A 17,062-nucleotide genomic window follows, 5' to 3' on the forward strand; every position below is an offset into this window, starting at 1 on the left:
CCGCGGCCGCGGTGAGGGATGGGACGACGATACCGGAAAAGGAGTGGACGATTTGGCACAGAAGGATCATGTCGCGAGACCAAAGGGGAAAGCGCTTGAAACGATGAAGAAAATCCTAAAGAGCAGGTTCATCACGACCGCACACGTCATGTTCGGCCGCGAGGTGGACCAGCTCACGGAGGTCGAGATCTACAAGACGGTCGCCGCGACCGCCAAACAGTCCATCTCGGACAACTGGATTAAGACGAATAGGACGTATACGGAGCGCGGAGAGAAGCAGATCTACTATTTCTCCATCGAGTTCCTGCTGGGCCGGCTCTTAAAATCCAACCTCATCAATCTCGGCATCGAGGAAGCGCTCAAAGAGGTCCTCGAAGACTTTAAGCTCGATCTCTCCGACGCCTACGAAGCGGAGCCGGACGCGGGCCTCGGCAACGGCGGCCTCGGCCGTCTCGCCGCGTGCTTCATCGACTCCCTCGCGGCGCACCGCCTGCCCGGACACGGGTGCAGCATCCGCTATCAGTACGGACTCTTCGAGCAGAAGATCGTCGGGGGCAACCAGGTCGAGATTCCCGACAACTGGCTGCGCGACGGCTTTGCATGGGAGTACCGCAAGCCCGATAAGTCGGTCGATGTGAAATTCGGCGGCAACGCGTATATGCGCGACGTCGGCGGCAGGCTCGAGCTCGTACATGAGAACCCTATGGTCGTTATGGCGGTGCCCTACGATATGCCGATCGTCGGCTACCACAACGCGACGGTCAACACGCTGCGCCTGTGGAACGCGGAGGTCAACCGCGATTTCTCCGACTACGGCATGCTCACGCAGGAGGAGATTCAGCAGCGCAACGACTACCGCAGCTTTGTCGAGGCGATTACGCGCTATTTGTACCCCGACGACAGCACGTTCGAGGGACGCCGGATGCGTCTCATTCAGGAATACTTCTTCGTATCGGCCGGCGTGCAGAGTATCGTGCGGTATTATAAGAAGACCGGGATGAGCATCTACGAGTTCGGCAGGAAGATCGGCATTCATATCAACGACACCCACCCCGCGCTCTGCGTGGCGGAACTGATGCGCATCCTCGTCGATGAGGAGCGTCTGACATGGGAGGACGCGTGGGCGATCACACGCGATACGATTGCCTATACGAACCACACGATCATGCCGGAGGCGCTCGAGACGTGGAGCATCGATATGTTCCGGCCGCTTCTGCCGCGCATCTACATGATCATCGACGAGATCAACCGCCGCCACCTGGAGGAGGTGCGCCGCCGGTACCCCGGCAACGAGGACAAAGTGCGCGCCCTCTCCATCATCCAGGACGGCGCACTCCATATGGCGCGCCTCTCTGTCGTCGGCGGCCACAGCATCAACGGCGTCGCGAAGATCCATACGGGCATTCTCAAATCGACGACGCTCAAGGATTTCTACGACTACACGCCGCGCAAGTTCAACAACAAGACGAACGGCATCACGCACCGCCGATGGCTTATGGGGGCGAATCCGGAACTTTCGGCGCTCATCGACGATGTGCTCGGCAGCCACGCGTGGCACCGGCACCCGGAACAGATGCGCGGTCTGCACAACCATGTGGACGACAGGGCGTTCCGCGACCGGCTCATGGAGATCAAGCATCTGCGCCGCATGGGGCTCGCACGCTACATCGAGCGGCACAACGGCGTCAAGCTGAACCCCGACTCGATGTTCGACATCCAGGTGAAGCGCATCCACTCGTACAAGCGCCAGCTCATGAATATCCTGCACATCATGTACCGTTACCGGCGCGCGCAGGACGATCCCGCGTTCCTCGCGCAGCCCGTGACCTACTTCTTCGGCGGCAAGGCGGCGCCGGGCTACTACATCGCGAAGGAGACGATCCGCCTCATCAATGCCGTCGCGGATAAAATCAACAACGACCCGCGCGTCTCGGAGTTCATGAAGGTGATCTTCATCGAGAATTTCGGCGTTTCCATCGGCGAGTTGGTCTACCCCGCGGCGGACGTCAGCGAGCAGATCTCCACGGCTTCCAAGGAAGCGTCCGGCACGGGCAATATGAAGTTCATGATGAACGGCGCGATCACGCTCGGCACGCTCGACGGCGCGAACGTCGAGATCCGCGAGGCGGTCGGCAGCGATCACTGCGTCATCTTCGGCCTGCGCGCCGAGGAAGTCATGAACTACTATGCGGGCGGCACGTACTCCGCATGGGACGAGTACCACGCGAACGAGAAGGTGCGCACGGTGATGAACCAACTCGTGGACGGCGCCTACGGAGACTTCCGCTCCCTCTACGACTACCTGCTGCATGCGAACGACGAGTTCTTCATCTTGAAGGACTTCAACGCCTACGACGATGCGCGCCTTGAGGTGATGCGGCGGTTCGGGGACAAGGACGGATGGGCGCGGACGGCGGCGGTGAACGTCGCGCATTCCGGCGGATTTTCGTCCGACCGCACGATTGACGAGTATGCCCGGGATATCTGGGACATCCGACCCGTCGTCATTTCATAATCCGCAGCCGTTAGGAACACATAGGAGGGGATCTTGTGAAGACATCAGCGTTAAGCGAGTTTGATCTTTACCTCTTTCATCAGGGGACGAATTATCATGCACAGGAAATGCTGGGCGCGCATTTCCTCGAGCGGAACGGCAAACGCGGCGTGCGCTTCACGGTCTGGGCGCCGAACGCGAAGTCCGTCAGCGTCGTCGGTGTGTTCAACGACTGGGACGCCGCGCGCCATCCGATGAACCGCATCGCCGACGGCGAGATCTGGGAGACCTTCGTCGAGGGCCTCGGCGAGGGCGAGATCTACAAATACGCGATTGAGCCGCAGTGGGGCGGGCCGCGCATCATGAAGGCCGATCCTTACGGGTTCTATGCGGAGCGGAAACCGCAGACGGCATCCCGCACCTTCGATATGAACAAATATGAGTGGGGGGACGCCGCGTGGCGGGAGCAAAAGGCGCGCGGATCTTCCTACGTGCGGCCGATGCTCACGTACGAAGTGCATGCGGGCTCGTGGCGGCGGACGCTCGAGGGGGCGTACCTCTCCTACCGCGAACTGGCGGATCGGCTGATCGGCTATGTCAAAGAGATGAACTATACGCACATCGAGTTCATGCCCCTCTGCGAGCATCCCTACGACGGATCGTGGGGCTATCAGGCGACGGGCTACTTCGCCGTGACAAGCCGCTACGGCACGCCCGACGACTTCCGCTGGCTCGTCGACACCGCGCATCAAAACGGCATCGGCATCATCATGGACTGGGTGCCCGGGCATTTCTGCAACGACGAGCAGGGGCTGCGGCATTTTGACGGCCGGAACCTCTACGAGTCCGACAATGAGACGCGCGCGGAAAACAGGCAGTGGGGTACGACCAACTTTGACTACGGCCGCACCGAGGTGCAGAGTTTCCTCATCTCGAACGCGCTGTTTTGGATGGAGGAGTTCCACATCGACGGGCTGCGCATCGACGCCGTCGCGAACATGCTCTACCTCAACTATGGGCGCGAGGACGGGGAGTGGCAGCCGAACAAATACGGCGATACGGGCAACCTTGAGGCGATGGACTTCCTCAAGAAACTCAACGAAACCATCTTCAAGTACCATCCGCACGCGCTCATGATCGCCGAGGAGTCGACCTCGTGGCCGCTCATCTCCAAGCCCGTCTATATGGGCGGCATGGGCTTCAACTATAAATGGAACATGGGCTGGATGAACGACATGCTCGACTATGTGAGCCTCGATCCGATCTACCGCAAGTGGAACCAGGACAAGATCACGTTCTCCCTCATGTACGCGTTCTCCGAGAACTTCGTCCTGCCGCTCTCCCACGACGAAGTCGTGCACGGCAAGCGTTCGCTCATCGAAAAGATGCCGGGGGATTACTGGCAAAAATTTGCTGGGCTTCGCGGATTCTTCGGCTACTGGATCGCGCACCCGGGCAAGAAACTGCTCTTTATGGGCGGCGAGTTCGGGCATTTCATCGAGTGGAACTTCGACGACAGTCTCGATTGGCATTTGGTCGAGCAGTATCCGATGCACACGAAGATGCTGGCCTACTCGAAGGCGCTCAACAAGTTTTATGTGGAGAACAAGCCCCTTTGGCAGGTGGATTTCGACTGGGAAGGGTTCCAGTGGATCGACTGCAACGACAGTGAGAACAGCGTCATTGCCCTCATCCGCCGCGCCGACGATCAGAGCGACTTCCTCGTCTGCGTGCACAACTTCACGCCCGAGGTGCATCGGGGCTACCGTATCGGCGTGCCGACGAAGGGGACGTACGTCGAGGTGTTCAACTCGGACGAGGAGGCTTACGGCGGCAGCGGCGTGGTCAACGCGGGCGATCTCGTGAGCGAGAACTATGCCTATCACGGACGCGAGCAGTCCCTCGTCATCACCGTGCCGCCGCTCGCGTCGGCATTTTACCGGCTGAGGCGTCAGAGCGGCGCTGGCACACCCGTCAGCGAGCTGCCCGAGCTCGCGGATGCTGTCGCTCAAAAGAAGACGGCCGCCGCGCGGCCGAAGGCGGCCGCGGCACGAAAAACGAAGGCGGATCGGGTGCCTCCGGCGGAAAAACCAGCGCCGAAGAAGCGGACGGGCGCAAAGAAGGTAGAGCCCGCGAAAACTGACGGGGCGAAGCCGGCAAAGCGGACGGCGGCCGCGAAAAAGCTCGCCGCAAAGACCGCCGCGGACGCGTCCGCGGCCAAGGCGCCAAAGCCCGGGACGAAGCGTCCCGCATCCGCGGCACAGCGGACCGCTTCCGGGGCGGCAAAACCGACCGAAAAGACGGGCATGACCGCGGTGAAGAAGAAGTCCGTCCGCAAGCAGGCGCCGAAGGAGGCGGAAGAACCGCCCAAGAAGGCGAGCGGCACAAAGAGATAAAACCGCCGCGCCGCAAAGGAACGGGAAAGAAGCACAACCGCGAACAGAATATGAACGGCCCATGGAACGGATGACGACTGCGCCGTCCATGAGGATCAAAGGAGGATATAGGGATGAAGGTTCTATACGTCGCATCGGAAGCCGTTCCGTTTGTCAAGACCGGCGGGCTCGCAGACGTGGCGGGGGCGCTCCCTCACGCGCTCGCTGCGGACGGGATTGACTGCCGCGTTATTCTGCCGAAATACGGCGCGATTCCCGAAGAGCTCCGCAGTTCGATGGAGCATGTCTATGACGGCATCCTGAACGTTGCGTGGCGGGATAAGTTCGTCGGCATCGATAAGTATGTCTCGGACGGCGTTACCTATTATTTTGTGGACAACGAGGAGTACTACAACCGCGAGGGGTGCTACGGCTATCCGGACGATGCCGAACGGTTTTCGTTCTTCTGCCGCGCCGTGCTGAACCTCCTCCCCGCGCTCGATTTTTGGCCGGACGTCATCCACGCCAACGATTGGCACGCGGCGCTTGTGCCCGTGCTGCTGCGTCTCGAGCATATGGATGACGAGCGCTACAGGAGGATCCGCACGCTGTTCACGATCCATAACCTGAAGTATCAGGGCGTTTTCCCAAAGGACGTCATGGAGGATGTGCTCGGACTTGACTGGCGGTACTACAACAACGGGGATTTTGAGTTCTTCGGCGCGGTCAACTTCATGAAGGCGGGCATCATCTATGCCGACTGCGTGTCGACCGTCAGCAGTACCTATGCGGAGGAGATCCGGTACGAATATTACGGCGAGCATCTCGACGGCCTGCTGCGCAGCCGCAGCGCGGATCTCTGCGGCATCGTCAACGGCATCGACTACGGCGTCTACGATCCGGAGACGGACGCGAACCTCTACGTCAACTACGGCCCAAAGAATGCCGTCGAGGGCAAGACCGACAATAAGGTCCGGCTCCAGAAGGACCTCGGCCTTCCCAAAAACCGCCGCACGCCGATGATCGCGATGGTCACGCGCCTTGTCGAGAACAAGGGGATCGACCTCGTGGTGCGCGTGCTCGACGAGATACTGATGCACGAGAACGTGCAGTTCGTCTTGCTCGGCACGGGCGACCGCAGCTATGAAGACTGGTTCAGGGAGCTGGCGTGGCGCTTCCCGAACAAGGCGTCGATCAACATCCGCTTCTCGAACGAACTGGCGCAGCGGATCTATGCCGCCTCGGATATTTTCCTCATGCCGTCCATGTTCGAACCGTGCGGCCTCAGTCAGATCATCGCCATGCGCTACGGATCCATTCCCGTGGTCCGTGAGACGGGCGGGCTCAAGGACACCGTCGTGCAGTTCGACCGCGCGGACCCGGACAAGGGGAACGGCTTCCTTTTCTACGAGTACAACGCGCATGAGATGATGTACGCCCTGAAGCGTGCGCTGGCCGCCTACGCGAACCTGCGCGAGTGGCGGCAGCTCATCTTTACCGCGATGCACAGCGACTTTAGCTGGACGCGTTCGGCGAAAGCGTACGAGAAACTCTATGAGCGCATCATGGCGGGGGCGTGAGTGCTCCCGATGGAAATACGTCTGCGTGCGGCATGTGGGAAATGCTCATTGCGGCGCGGACTTTGGGAACCGCCGGCGAATGCATGCGAATGATCGCATTCGATTCGCCGGTGGTTTCTGTGCGTTTGTTTCAGGGAAAGGAGCGGCGCTATGCTGGAAAATGATCAAGTGGAGCACAACTCGCAGGATATTTATTTCCGCTCCATTGTCGGCGCGGCGGAGGCGGGCGCGCGCCTGCGGCTCGGCATCCGTATCCGTACGAGCGAGCCGATCCGGCAGGTGCTCGTGCGCCTGTGGCAGGACCGCACGGGCGAACTGCTCGTTCCCCTTGAGACCAAGGACGCCGATGGGGAGCGGCGCTTCTATACCTGCCGGGTGAACCTGCCGGACTACGGCTGCCTCGTGTGGTACTACTTTATCATCACAGCGGAGAGCGGCACCTACTTCTACGGCAACAACGAGGAGATGCTCGGGGGCATCGGCGCCCTCGGCCGCACGGCGCCCGCCTCGTATCAGGTGACGGTCTACAACAGGGGGGCGCGCACGCCCGACTGGTTCAAGAACGCCGTCATGTATCAGATTTTTCCCGATCGGTTTGCGCGGTCGGGGGATGCGATTGTGCGCAAGAAGGGCGCCGTCATTCGGACGGACTGGACGGACGATCCCATGTATCTCAAGGATCCCGATACCAAGGAGATCGTCGCCTACGACTTCTTCGGCGGCAACCTGCGGGGAATCGTCGAAAAGCTCGACTACCTTGCGGATCTCGGGATTTCCTGCATCTACTTCAACCCCGTCTTTGAGTCCGAGAGCAACCATCACTACGATACGGGGGACTATCATAAGATCGACCCCATGCTCGGCGACATTGAGGATTTCCGCATGCTCGTCAAAGAGGCGCGCGCGCGGGGCATCCGCATCATCCTCGACGGCGTGTTCAGCCACACGGGCAGCAACAGCATCTACTTCAACCGGCGGGGCCGGTACGAATCGATCGGCGCCTATCAGTCGAAAGAGTCGCCGTATTACTCGTGGTACCGGTTCCGCAGCTATCCGAACGAGTACGACTGCTGGTGGAACTTCGACACGCTGCCGAACGTCAACGAGACGGACCCCTCTTATATGGACTTCGTCATCACGGGCGAGAACAGCGTCCTGCACTACTGGATGAACGAAGGGATTGCCGGCTGGCGCCTCGACGTCATCGACGAATTGCCGCCGACATTCTCCAAGACCTTCTTTGCGGAGCTCAAGAAGCATGACCCCGACGCCGTCATGATCGGCGAGGTGTGGGAGGACGCCTCGAACAAAGTGGCCTACGGCACGCCGCGCGAATACCTCTCGGGCTGCGAGATGGACGCGGCGATGAACTATCCGCTGCGCGCGATCCTCTTCGACTTCTTAATGGGGAATGCGGACGGCAGATTAACGGCGCGGCGTCTCGCAAGCCAAATCGAGAACTACCCGAAAGAAAATCTCTATGCGATGATGAACCTCATCGGCAGCCACGATGTGCAGCGCGCCGTCACCGTGCTCGGGGGCGTGCCTTACTACGAGGGGATGCCCGCCGTCGAGCAGGCGCGCGTCCGCATGACGCCTGAGCAGTTCGAACTGGGGTCCAAACGCCTCCTTATGGCGACGCTGTGGCAGATGACCTATCCCGGCGTGCCGAGCGTCTACTACGGCGACGAGATCGGCATGCAGGGGTTCAAGGACCCGTTCAACCGCCGCCCCTACGACTGGGCGAACGGCAGCAAGGAGATCCGCGGCTGGGTGGAGCGTTTCATCGAGATCCGCAACAAGAACGACGCGCTGCGCACGGGGGACATCCTGCCGCTCTACGGCGCGGGAGACGTCGTCGCCTACGCGCGGACGATCCGTTCGGGCTACGACGTGTTCAACCGCGAGAAGGAGGACGGCGTCTTTATCGCAGCGTTCAACCGGAACCCGAGCGAGACGATGACGATAGAGGCGGATGTCAGCGACTTTGCCTGCGGCGTGTTCGAGGACTGCTTCAAACCGTCGCGCCTCTACGAGGCAGAGCGCGGCCGCCTGCGGATCAAGATTCCGCCGCTCTACGGTCTCCTCCTGCGCGAACGCAAAGAACCGCGCTGCTATGAGCGCAAGGCCGGCGTGCTCCTCCATCCGACCTCGCTGCCGTCGAAATACGGCGTGGGAGATTTCGGCAGAGAGGCGTACCGCTTCGTCGATTTCCTCGCCGCGGCCGGGCAAAAGGTCTGGCAGATTCTCCCGCTCAGTCCCGTCGGATACGGCTACTCGCCCTATCAGTCGATCTCCGCATTTGCGGGCAATATCATGCTGATCGATCCGGAGCAGCTCATGGAGGCAGGCTGGCTGACGGAAAAGGACCTCTTCCTGCCCTACCAGGCGAATACGGCGTTCGTCGACTGCGACCGCGTCAAGCAGTTTAAGAAAAAACTGCTCGCAAAGGCGTACGCCGCATTTCGGGAGGAGAGCGAAGGCAATGAGGAGTATCGGCGCTTCTGCTCGATGGAAGCCTACTGGTTGAACGACTACGCGCTCTTCCATGCGGCGAAGGAGGAGTACGGCCGCGTGCCGTGGACAGAGTGGCCGGAGGAGATCCGCGGGCGCGACCCCGCGGCGCTCAAGGAACTCGCCGCGCGCCGGAGCGATGAGATCGCGCTGGATCGGTTCAAGCAGTATATCTTCCACACGCAGTGGAACCGTCTGCACGACTATGCGAAGAAAAAGGGCGTCGAGATCCTCGGCGACATGCCGATCTTCATCGCGCAGGACAGCGCGGACGTGTGGGCGAACCGGCGCCTCTTTGACCTGAACGAGGACGGGACGCCGCGCACCGTCGCGGGCGTGCCGCCCGACTATTTTTCCGCGCGCGGCCAGCTGTGGGGGAACCCGCAGTACGACTGGGAGGCGATGGCGGAAGACAACTACGCGTGGTGGAAGATGCGCTTCCAAAAACTGAGCGAACAGGTGGATATCATCCGCATCGATCATTTCCGCGGGTTCGAGTCCTATTGGTCGATTGACGGCAAAGCCGAGACCGCCGTCAACGGCCGATGGCTGAAAGGGCCGGGCAAGGCGTTCTTCGACGAGATCGAGCGGAGCCTCGGCACGCTCCGTATCGTCGCCGAGGACCTCGGCATCATCACGCCCGAGGTCGACCGCCTGCGCGAGGCGTGCGGATTCCCGGGCATGAAGGTCGTTCAATTCATGCTTGTGCCGAACGAATCGGGCCGCGTCGGTTTTGCCGTGCCGGAGAACACGATCGTTTACACAGGGACGCACGACAACAACACGACGGTCGGCTGGTACCTCCGCGACATCGACGAGGTGCTGCGCGAGACGCTCGCGAACATGGTCGGAACGACGGCCGACCGGCCGCAGACGATCTGCAAGCGTCTCGTCAAGGCGGCGTATGCGTCGAACGCGCGCATGGCGATCATCCCCATGCAGGATCTCCTCGCCCTCGACGAGCGCGCGCGCATGAACACGCCGGGCACCGTCGGCATCAACTGGCGCTGGAGCCTCAAGAAGGACTACCTGCTCCAACTGGATCCCGGAAAACTCAAGGATCTCTGCATTCGCTATCATCGATAAGAGGAGGGCAGCGGGACCGCCGCATGGGATTCGTGCGGCGGGCTTTTTCTTTCCTTTTTAATTGTTTTATGGTATGCTACGAATAGTCTTTTTGTCAGGGAGGAATGGTAACCATGGCGGAGTATACGTTTACGGTTGAAAAGACTTGTCCCGTCTGCGGGCAGCAGACGCACGCGACGAAGATGAAGGCGCGTCTCATTACGCTCGGGACGGACGAGGACTTCTGCGCCCATTACAAGGGGGTCAACCCCTACCGTTACCGCGTTTGGGTGTGCGAGCACTGCGGCTTTGCCGCCGATGAAAAGCAGTTCGTCGACGAGCCGCTCCATCCGCGCGACAAGGAAAAGATCAAGGAACTCCTCGAGGGGCACAAGATCAACCTGCACTATACGGAAGAGCGGTCGGTCGAGGACGCGATCCGCGCCTACAAACTCGGCATCTACTTTGCCGAGCGCCTCGGCTGGCCGCTGCAAAAGCAGGCGGGCTACTGCATGGGGATGGCGTGGGTCTACCGCGATACGGACGAGCGTGAGAAGGAGAACGAGATGCTCCGCCGCGCCGCCGAGCTGTATGAGAAATCCGTCATGACGGAGCATTACCCCATCAACGGGATGACCGATATGATGGCGGTCTATATGACGGGGGCGGCTTACTACCGCCTCGGGGACTATGAGAAGGCGACGCAGATACTCTCGCAGATCATGAGCGATCAAGAAGTGCGCAAAAACGATGCGAAACTCTTTGAACGCACGCGGCATCTTTGGATGGAACTGCGCGAGAAGAAGGCCGCCGCAGAAAAGGCGGACGGCTGATGGTCATCGATATTCCGGCGCATATCGTCGAGGACGTGCGCGGCATCGATTGGGGCGCGGTCAAAGACGCCGTGGCGGACTATGGTCCCGTGCTGAGCGTCGTGCGCGACACATGGGACCGCGAGACCCTGACCGAGATCGCGGACGGCCGGCTCTTCGTGCGCGACGAGATGCTGAACGACGCGATCGCGAAGAATCTCGGTACGGACGCCGCCGTCACGGGCATCCGACTCACGTCGCATGCGGACGGCAGACTCGATATCGACTGCACGACGAAGAAAAAATATAAACATATCGAACTCTCCGGAACCATTGAGGAGATCGTGCACGACGGCGAGAAATCCTACGCCGTCTATCGGGTGCGCAGGAAAAACGTCCCGCATCACGGGCTCGTTTCGTGGATATTCTCGCGCGTCTCCCTTTCGATGGTGGAGCGCATGGTCGGACCGCTCGACGTCTCGGAGCGTGTGCCCGTCGACGTGCGCGGCAACCGTGTCCGCGTCGATTTCCGGGCGGCGCTTGAGGCGTCGCGCCTCGGGCAAACGGAATTCCGCGGGCACCGCCTCGTCGATATGATCGAGATCGAGGGCGCCGAGGTGCGCGAGGGCGGCATCATGTTCGATACGAAGCTCAACGTGCCGGATGATGTGAAGGATGCGCTGAAGAATATTTTGAAAGACGCGGCGCGTTCCAGCGCGGCGGAAGGAGGTACAGCTTGAAAAGCAACCCGTTCATTCGTATACTCTGTTTAGGTTTGCTCCTCGGACTGCTCCCGCAGACGGCCGACGCGGCCAAGGCGGAGCCGCCCGCGGAGAAAATCCTCTTTATCCCGCATGACAGCCGTCCGATCTCGAGCAAACAGACGGCGGACGTCGTGGCGCAGCTCGGCTATGACATCGTGGTGCCGCCGAACGATCTGCTCGGCAACCGCGAGGACCTCGGACATCCCGACGAACTTTGGACGTGGGTGCGGACCAACATCGCGCAGCCCGGGGTCAAGGCCGCCGTGATCTCCTCCGACGCCATGATCTACGGCAGCCTCGTCGGCTCGCGCAAGCACAGCTATACGCGGGAAGAGGTGATGGCGCGCGCCGAACGCTTCGGCGAACTCCAGCACGAGCATCCGAAGGTTCCGCTCTACGTGTTCGGCTCCATCATGCGCACGCCGCGCACGGCCGAGGCCTCGGGACACGAAGAACCGGAGTATTACCGCCGCTACGGAGCGGATATCTTCCGCTACACGGTGCTCCGCGACAAGAATGAGGTCGAGGGGCTGACCCGCCGCGAGAAAAAAGAGTATGCGTTCCTCGAGCGGCTGATCCCGAAAGAGGTGCTCGCCGACTGGATGGGGCGCCGCGAGAAGAACTACGCTGTGAACGAGTATATGATTGGCCTCCTGCGGAAAAAGGGGACGTTCCGCTATCTCGCGCTTGGGCGCGACGACAACGCGCCGTTCTCGCAGACGCATCTCGAGAGCCGCCATCTCACGCAGGAGGGGGCGGACCTCGGCAGGACGCGGTTCCAGACGATGGCGGGCATCGACGAGATCGCGCTCCTCATGCTGACGCGCGCGGTCAACGAGCGGCGCAGCGAGATCCCGTTCGTCTATGCGCGTTACAACTGGGGGCGCGGGGAAGAGACCGTTCCCCTGTACTCGGATGAAAAGATCGGCGCCTCCATCGGAGACGCCGTTGTCGCGGCGGGCGGCATGATCGTGCGCGGCCCGGAGAAGGCGGACGTCGTGCTCACCGTGAATACGAACCCGGACGGCCGCACCTACGAAGCGAATGCGGCCCTGAACGACGGCACGCCGCGCGAGGGAACCTCATATTTTGCAGATATCGTCACGGACTATGTGGGCAAGGGCTACCCCGTCGCGATCGCCGACGTTGCCTTTGCCAACGGCGCGGACAACGCGCTCATGGCGGAACTCCAGAAGCGCGGACTGCTTTATAAGATCCGCGCCTATGCGGGGTGGAACACGCCGACGAACAGCTCCGGCTTTGCGATCGGCGAGGGCATGCTCGTCCGTCATATGCAGCCGGATGCCGTGGATCGCCTGCTCACAACGCGCTATCTCGACGACTGGGCGTATCAGGCGAACGTGCGCAACACGATCGCGCGCCAGCTCACATGGCTGCGCGGCGACGGCTTCTACGGCAGCCTCGGGTCCAAGAAAGACGCCGTCAGCGCCCGCTCCACGCGCATGATGAACCGTTTCGTCGAGGAAAACCTTCCGCCGCTTGCCGACATCGACGAGCTGGAGGTTACGTTCCCTTGGAACCGTATGTTTGAGTCGGATATCCTGCGCGGAGAACGCGGGGCCGCTTATGATTTCCTGGCAAGGAGGAACTGAGCCATGCGTAGAAAGTACCTGATTGCCTACTTTTCCGCGTCTCCCTCGCGGCGCACGGAGAAGATTTCCGAAAAGATCGCGGATGTGATCGACGCCGATCTCTATGAGATTGTGCCCGCCGTTCCTTATACGGAGGAGGATCTCAACTGGAACAATGAAAAGAGCCGATCGAGCATCGAGATGAAGGATCCGGCGAGCCGTCCCGAGATCGCGGGCGAACTGCCGGATATCTCGTATTATGAGACGATTTTCGTCGGGTTCCCGATCTGGTGGTACGTCGCGCCGCATATTATCAACACCTTCCTCGAACATTACGACCTAAAGGATAAAACCGTCGTGCCGTTTTCCACATCGGGCGGCAGCCCCATGGGAGAGACGACGGCGCGCCTGCGCGCCTCGGCAAAGGGCGCCCTTGTCAAGGAGGGACGGCGGTTTGAGATGGGGGAGACGCCGATGGCGATTAATTCGTGGATCGCCGCTCTTGGTATTTAGGCGACGCGCGATTTTGGCGCATAGCTGTGTCATTGCGAAAAATCCTGCGGTCGACGTAGGCTTTTGACTATGACTCCCTTGGATTTTTCTGATTCCTTGCTCTGCATCCAAACTTGCGCGTCGCAGCGATGCGTTGTGAAGAGCGATTTTGGCGCACAGCGGTGTCATTTCGTCGAACGCTTCGGTCGACGTAGGTATTATGCGCGCCCTTGGGGGCGCGCATCGTACTATATGGGGGAACTATGAAACGCAGAAACTTCCTGCTCGGCGCGCTCGCGGGACTCGGAGCGCTCTTGGGCGGGGCGGGACTTTTCGTCCGGCAGGAGAAATTCGGCCGCGCGCCGCAGGGTGCGCGGCTCGAACGCATCAAGCGGTCGCCGCATTATGTGAACGGCCGGTTCGTCTGCCTCGAACCCGTCGAATACATGGACGACAATTTGCCGGATGAGGAGCGCCCCGGGCGTATCGAGACCCTTTGGCGCGTCCTCTTCGGGGGCGATGACGGGCGCGTTCCGAAGGAGCTCATTCCGAGCAATAAGACCGACCTCGCGTCGATTCCTCGCGAAAAGGACATCGCCGTATGGATGGGGCACTCCACGTTTTATCTTCAAATCGCGGGGCGCCGCATCCTCGTCGATCCCGTTTTTTCGGCGTACGGCTCGCCGATCTTCTTCATCAACCGCGCGTTCCGCGGGAGCAACGTCTATACCGCGGCGGACATTCCGGAGCTCGATCTTCTCCTCATGACGCACGACCACTGGGATCATCTCGACTATGCGACCGTCATGGCGCTGCAACCAAAAATCAAGGAGATCGTCTGCCCGCTCGGCGTCGGCGAGTTTTTCGAGGCGTGGGGCTTTGACCTTGCGCATCTGCACGAGGAGGACTGGGACGCGGATATCGCGCTCGCCGACGATTTCCACATCCATATCCTGCCCTCGCAGCACTTTTCCGGGCGCTTCCTCACGCGCAACAATACCGAGTGGTGCGGCTTTGCCGCCGTGACGCCCCAGCGGCGCGTCTACATCAGCGGCGACGGCGGCTATGGGAAACATTTTCGTACAATCGGCGAACGCTTCGGCGGGTTCGACCTCGCGCTGATGGAGAACGGTCAGTACAACATGCAGTGGCACGCGATCCACATGCTGCCCGTCGAGACGGCGCAGGCGGCGGAGGATGTCCGCGCGCGCGCCGTGCTTCCCGCGCATGCCGGGAAATTCGCCCTCGCCCTGCACGCGTGGCAGGAACCCTATCGGGAACTTCTGCGCGAGAGCGTCGGACGTCCCTATCGCCTCGTCACGCCGCGCATCGGCGAGGCCGTCGACATCGCCGCGCCCGCCGATTACGCGCATTGGTGGGAAGGTATGGCATAGCGTAAGAAAGATTCGAGAGCTGCCCCGTATAAAAAAGCGGGAACGGCTCTTTTTTTGTGCAAAGAAAAAAGTGAACATAATTCATAAAAGTGAGTAATAACGAATCTAATTATAAAAGTTTCATAAAGATATAGACAATCATTCTCATAAGTCGTATAATTTGAAATAGATTTTCATTTATCTTCAACAGAATGAGAATCATCCATTATGAATTACAGTTGAAGGAGTGTTATATATAATGAATAAAAGGACACAGAAGCGGATGCGCCGCCTGCTCTCCTGCGCCGTAGGCGCGTGGCTTGCCGCGCCCGTCTGTACCGCATGGGCGGACGACGCCGACATCCGGGTAGAGGCCGACTCCGCGAAGGAGAATGCGAAGTACGAATCCCAGTCGACGACCATCATCACGGCCGAGGACATCGCGAAGAAACAGGCCAAATCCGTCGAAGGCATCATCTTCGACGAGACGGGCATGACGCGCACCGTCGACGCGATGGGACGCGTCGGCCTCTCCATCCGCGGCGCAGAGCCGCGCCATACGCTCATCCTCGTCGACGGCCGGCCCGTCATGGGGGATTTTGCCAAATACACGGGGCAGGGCGACGAGCTCCAGCGCCTCGGCACGGAGAACGTCGCGCGCATCGAAATCATCCGCGGCGCGGCGAGCGCGAAGTACGGCGCGGACGCCATCGGCGGCGTCGTCAACGTCATCACGAAGGAGGCATCGAAGACCGCGGGCCTGTAGGTAAACCTTGAGGGGTGGCGCGCACGGGGCGACGGCGACCTCTTCCCGTTCGCCAACGGCTTTTTGCGCGCGGACAGCGGGCAGATAGGCAAGTTCCGGTTCGATATCTACGGCGGCAAGCGCGACATCATGCCCGCCTACAGCAAGAACACTTTCGGCGGCGTCCTGCACGGCGGAACGAGCGACGGCACGCGCGTGCGCAACTCCCTGCGCTACTACGGCGACATCAAGGACATCGGCTTTACCGCCGCCTACGACATCAACGCGAACCATGGGCTGACGCTCGGGCTCGACCATATCGCCGAGGATATGCAGCGATTTGTTAAGCATTCCAACTCGGATATGGAAGACCGCCAACAGTTCAAGCGCACCGTCACCCGCGACACCTACCGCATGACGTATACGGGGCGCGGCGGCGCGAGCGACTGGCAGGTCGACCTCGACTATGCGAAGATGCGCGGAGACGACATCACGTTGGTCTCGAACCGTGCTCACTCGAAGTATGAGGGCAAGAACCGGCTCGACTATATCGACGATATCCTACATTCCCAGTGGAGCATTAAGGCGTCCGCGAATACACAGATAAATAACGACCATCTCCTCACCTACGGATTCGGATATAGCAAGGAGACGGGCGAGGGCAGCCGACTCAAGAATGCCCCGCAGACCTATATGCGTGCCATCAATCCGTGGGACTATGACAAGAACCTCTTCACACAGGATGGTTCGAGTGATAAACCACCGCTCTCCCGCGTGCACGACTATACGCTCAACTACGACGAGAACGGCATTCCTCAATATGACTACGACTACGAAATGTATGGGCTGCGCGACGCGAACGGCAGAACGCTCAAACCGATATACGACTATAAAGACTACCTCGAAAACGTCCGGAACGATTACCTCAGACCCGACGCTCCGCCCGACGTGAGGGCGCGCCACCACGCCTTTGCCGAGGAACTGAGAAACGACCCGAACAACGCTTGGATAAGACCGGGCAACCTATCGGACGATATGTATTTGTGGCTTTATTATAACAGAGTCATAGACGAAGACGACCCTACGCATCGGATTACCTACAAGGGGCGGATGTTTGGAGAAGAATATTATCTCCGGCAGAATAAGCAAACCGTCGGCAAAGCGGAGATCAAGAAAGAATATCTCTTCGTGCAGGATACATGGTAGCTCGGCCGCGATACCATCCTCGCGCCCATCCTGCGGCTCGACCACAGCAG

Annotated in this window: 11 protein-coding genes; all 11 read left to right on the top strand. The window is 60.4% G+C overall.

All coding sequences use genetic code 11. The annotated features are described in order from the left end of the window. Window positions 1-52: 52 nt before the first annotated feature. The 11 genes from HMPREF9161_RS08310 to HMPREF9161_RS10225 all read left to right on the top strand — a co-directional run bounded on the left by HMPREF9161_RS08310 (window position 53) and on the right by HMPREF9161_RS10225 (window position 17,012). A complete protein-coding gene (locus HMPREF9161_RS08310) occupies window positions 53-2,515 on the top strand; it encodes a glycogen/starch/alpha-glucan phosphorylase (RefSeq protein ID WP_009729220.1) in 2,463 nt (820 codons plus the stop codon). 35 nt (window positions 2,516-2,550) lie between these two features. Then, complete coding sequence (gene glgB, locus HMPREF9161_RS08315; protein ID WP_009729221.1) at window positions 2,551-4,890, top strand: 1,4-alpha-glucan branching protein GlgB; 2,340 nt, start codon at window positions 2,551-2,553, stop codon at window positions 4,888-4,890. 113 nt (window positions 4,891-5,003) lie between these two features. Next, on the top strand, window positions 5,004-6,449 hold the full coding sequence (glgA, locus tag HMPREF9161_RS08320) for a glycogen synthase GlgA (RefSeq protein WP_009729222.1): 1,446 nt from the start codon (window positions 5,004-5,006) through the stop codon (window positions 6,447-6,449). A gap of 150 nt (window positions 6,450-6,599) precedes the next feature. After that, complete coding sequence (gene malQ / locus HMPREF9161_RS08325) at window positions 6,600-10,049, top strand: 4-alpha-glucanotransferase (RefSeq protein WP_009729223.1); 3,450 nt, start codon at window positions 6,600-6,602, stop codon at window positions 10,047-10,049. A 113-nt stretch (window positions 10,050-10,162) separates the two neighbouring features. Next, window positions 10,163-10,861, top strand: a complete 699-nt coding sequence (locus tag HMPREF9161_RS08330) for a DUF2225 domain-containing protein (protein ID WP_009729224.1) — start codon at window positions 10,163-10,165, stop codon at window positions 10,859-10,861. Continuing rightward, window positions 10,861-11,580, top strand: coding sequence for a hypothetical protein (locus tag HMPREF9161_RS08335; RefSeq protein WP_009729225.1), 720 nt, complete (start codon window positions 10,861-10,863; stop codon window positions 11,578-11,580). The genes HMPREF9161_RS08330 and HMPREF9161_RS08335 overlap by 1 nt, the downstream gene beginning before the upstream one ends. Continuing rightward, window positions 11,577-13,217 (top strand): DUF4127 family protein, encoded by a 1,641-nt coding sequence (locus HMPREF9161_RS08340; protein ID WP_009729226.1) that lies wholly within the window; start codon window positions 11,577-11,579, stop codon window positions 13,215-13,217. Before HMPREF9161_RS08335 ends, HMPREF9161_RS08340 begins: the two co-directional genes overlap by 4 nt. 3 nt (window positions 13,218-13,220) lie before the next feature. Then, the gene (locus tag HMPREF9161_RS08345) at window positions 13,221-13,709 is read left to right on the top strand and encodes a flavodoxin (RefSeq protein WP_009729227.1); all 489 of its coding nucleotides are present in this window, start codon (window positions 13,221-13,223) and stop codon (window positions 13,707-13,709) included. 242 nt (window positions 13,710-13,951) lie between these two features. After that, a complete protein-coding gene (locus tag HMPREF9161_RS08350; RefSeq protein WP_009729228.1) occupies window positions 13,952-15,082 on the top strand; it encodes an MBL fold metallo-hydrolase in 1,131 nt (376 codons plus the stop codon). 238 nt (window positions 15,083-15,320) lie between these two features. Next, complete coding sequence (locus tag HMPREF9161_RS10220; protein ID WP_009729229.1) at window positions 15,321-15,827, top strand: TonB-dependent siderophore receptor; 507 nt, start codon at window positions 15,321-15,323, stop codon at window positions 15,825-15,827. A 63-nt stretch (window positions 15,828-15,890) separates the two neighbouring features. After that, a complete protein-coding gene (locus HMPREF9161_RS10225; RefSeq protein ID WP_009729230.1) occupies window positions 15,891-17,012 on the top strand; it encodes a hypothetical protein in 1,122 nt (373 codons plus the stop codon). Window positions 17,013-17,062: the final 50 nt, after the last annotated feature.

This window comes from Selenomonas sp. F0473 (assembly GCF_000315545.1).
Classification (GTDB): domain Bacteria; phylum Bacillota; class Negativicutes; order Selenomonadales; family Selenomonadaceae; genus Centipeda.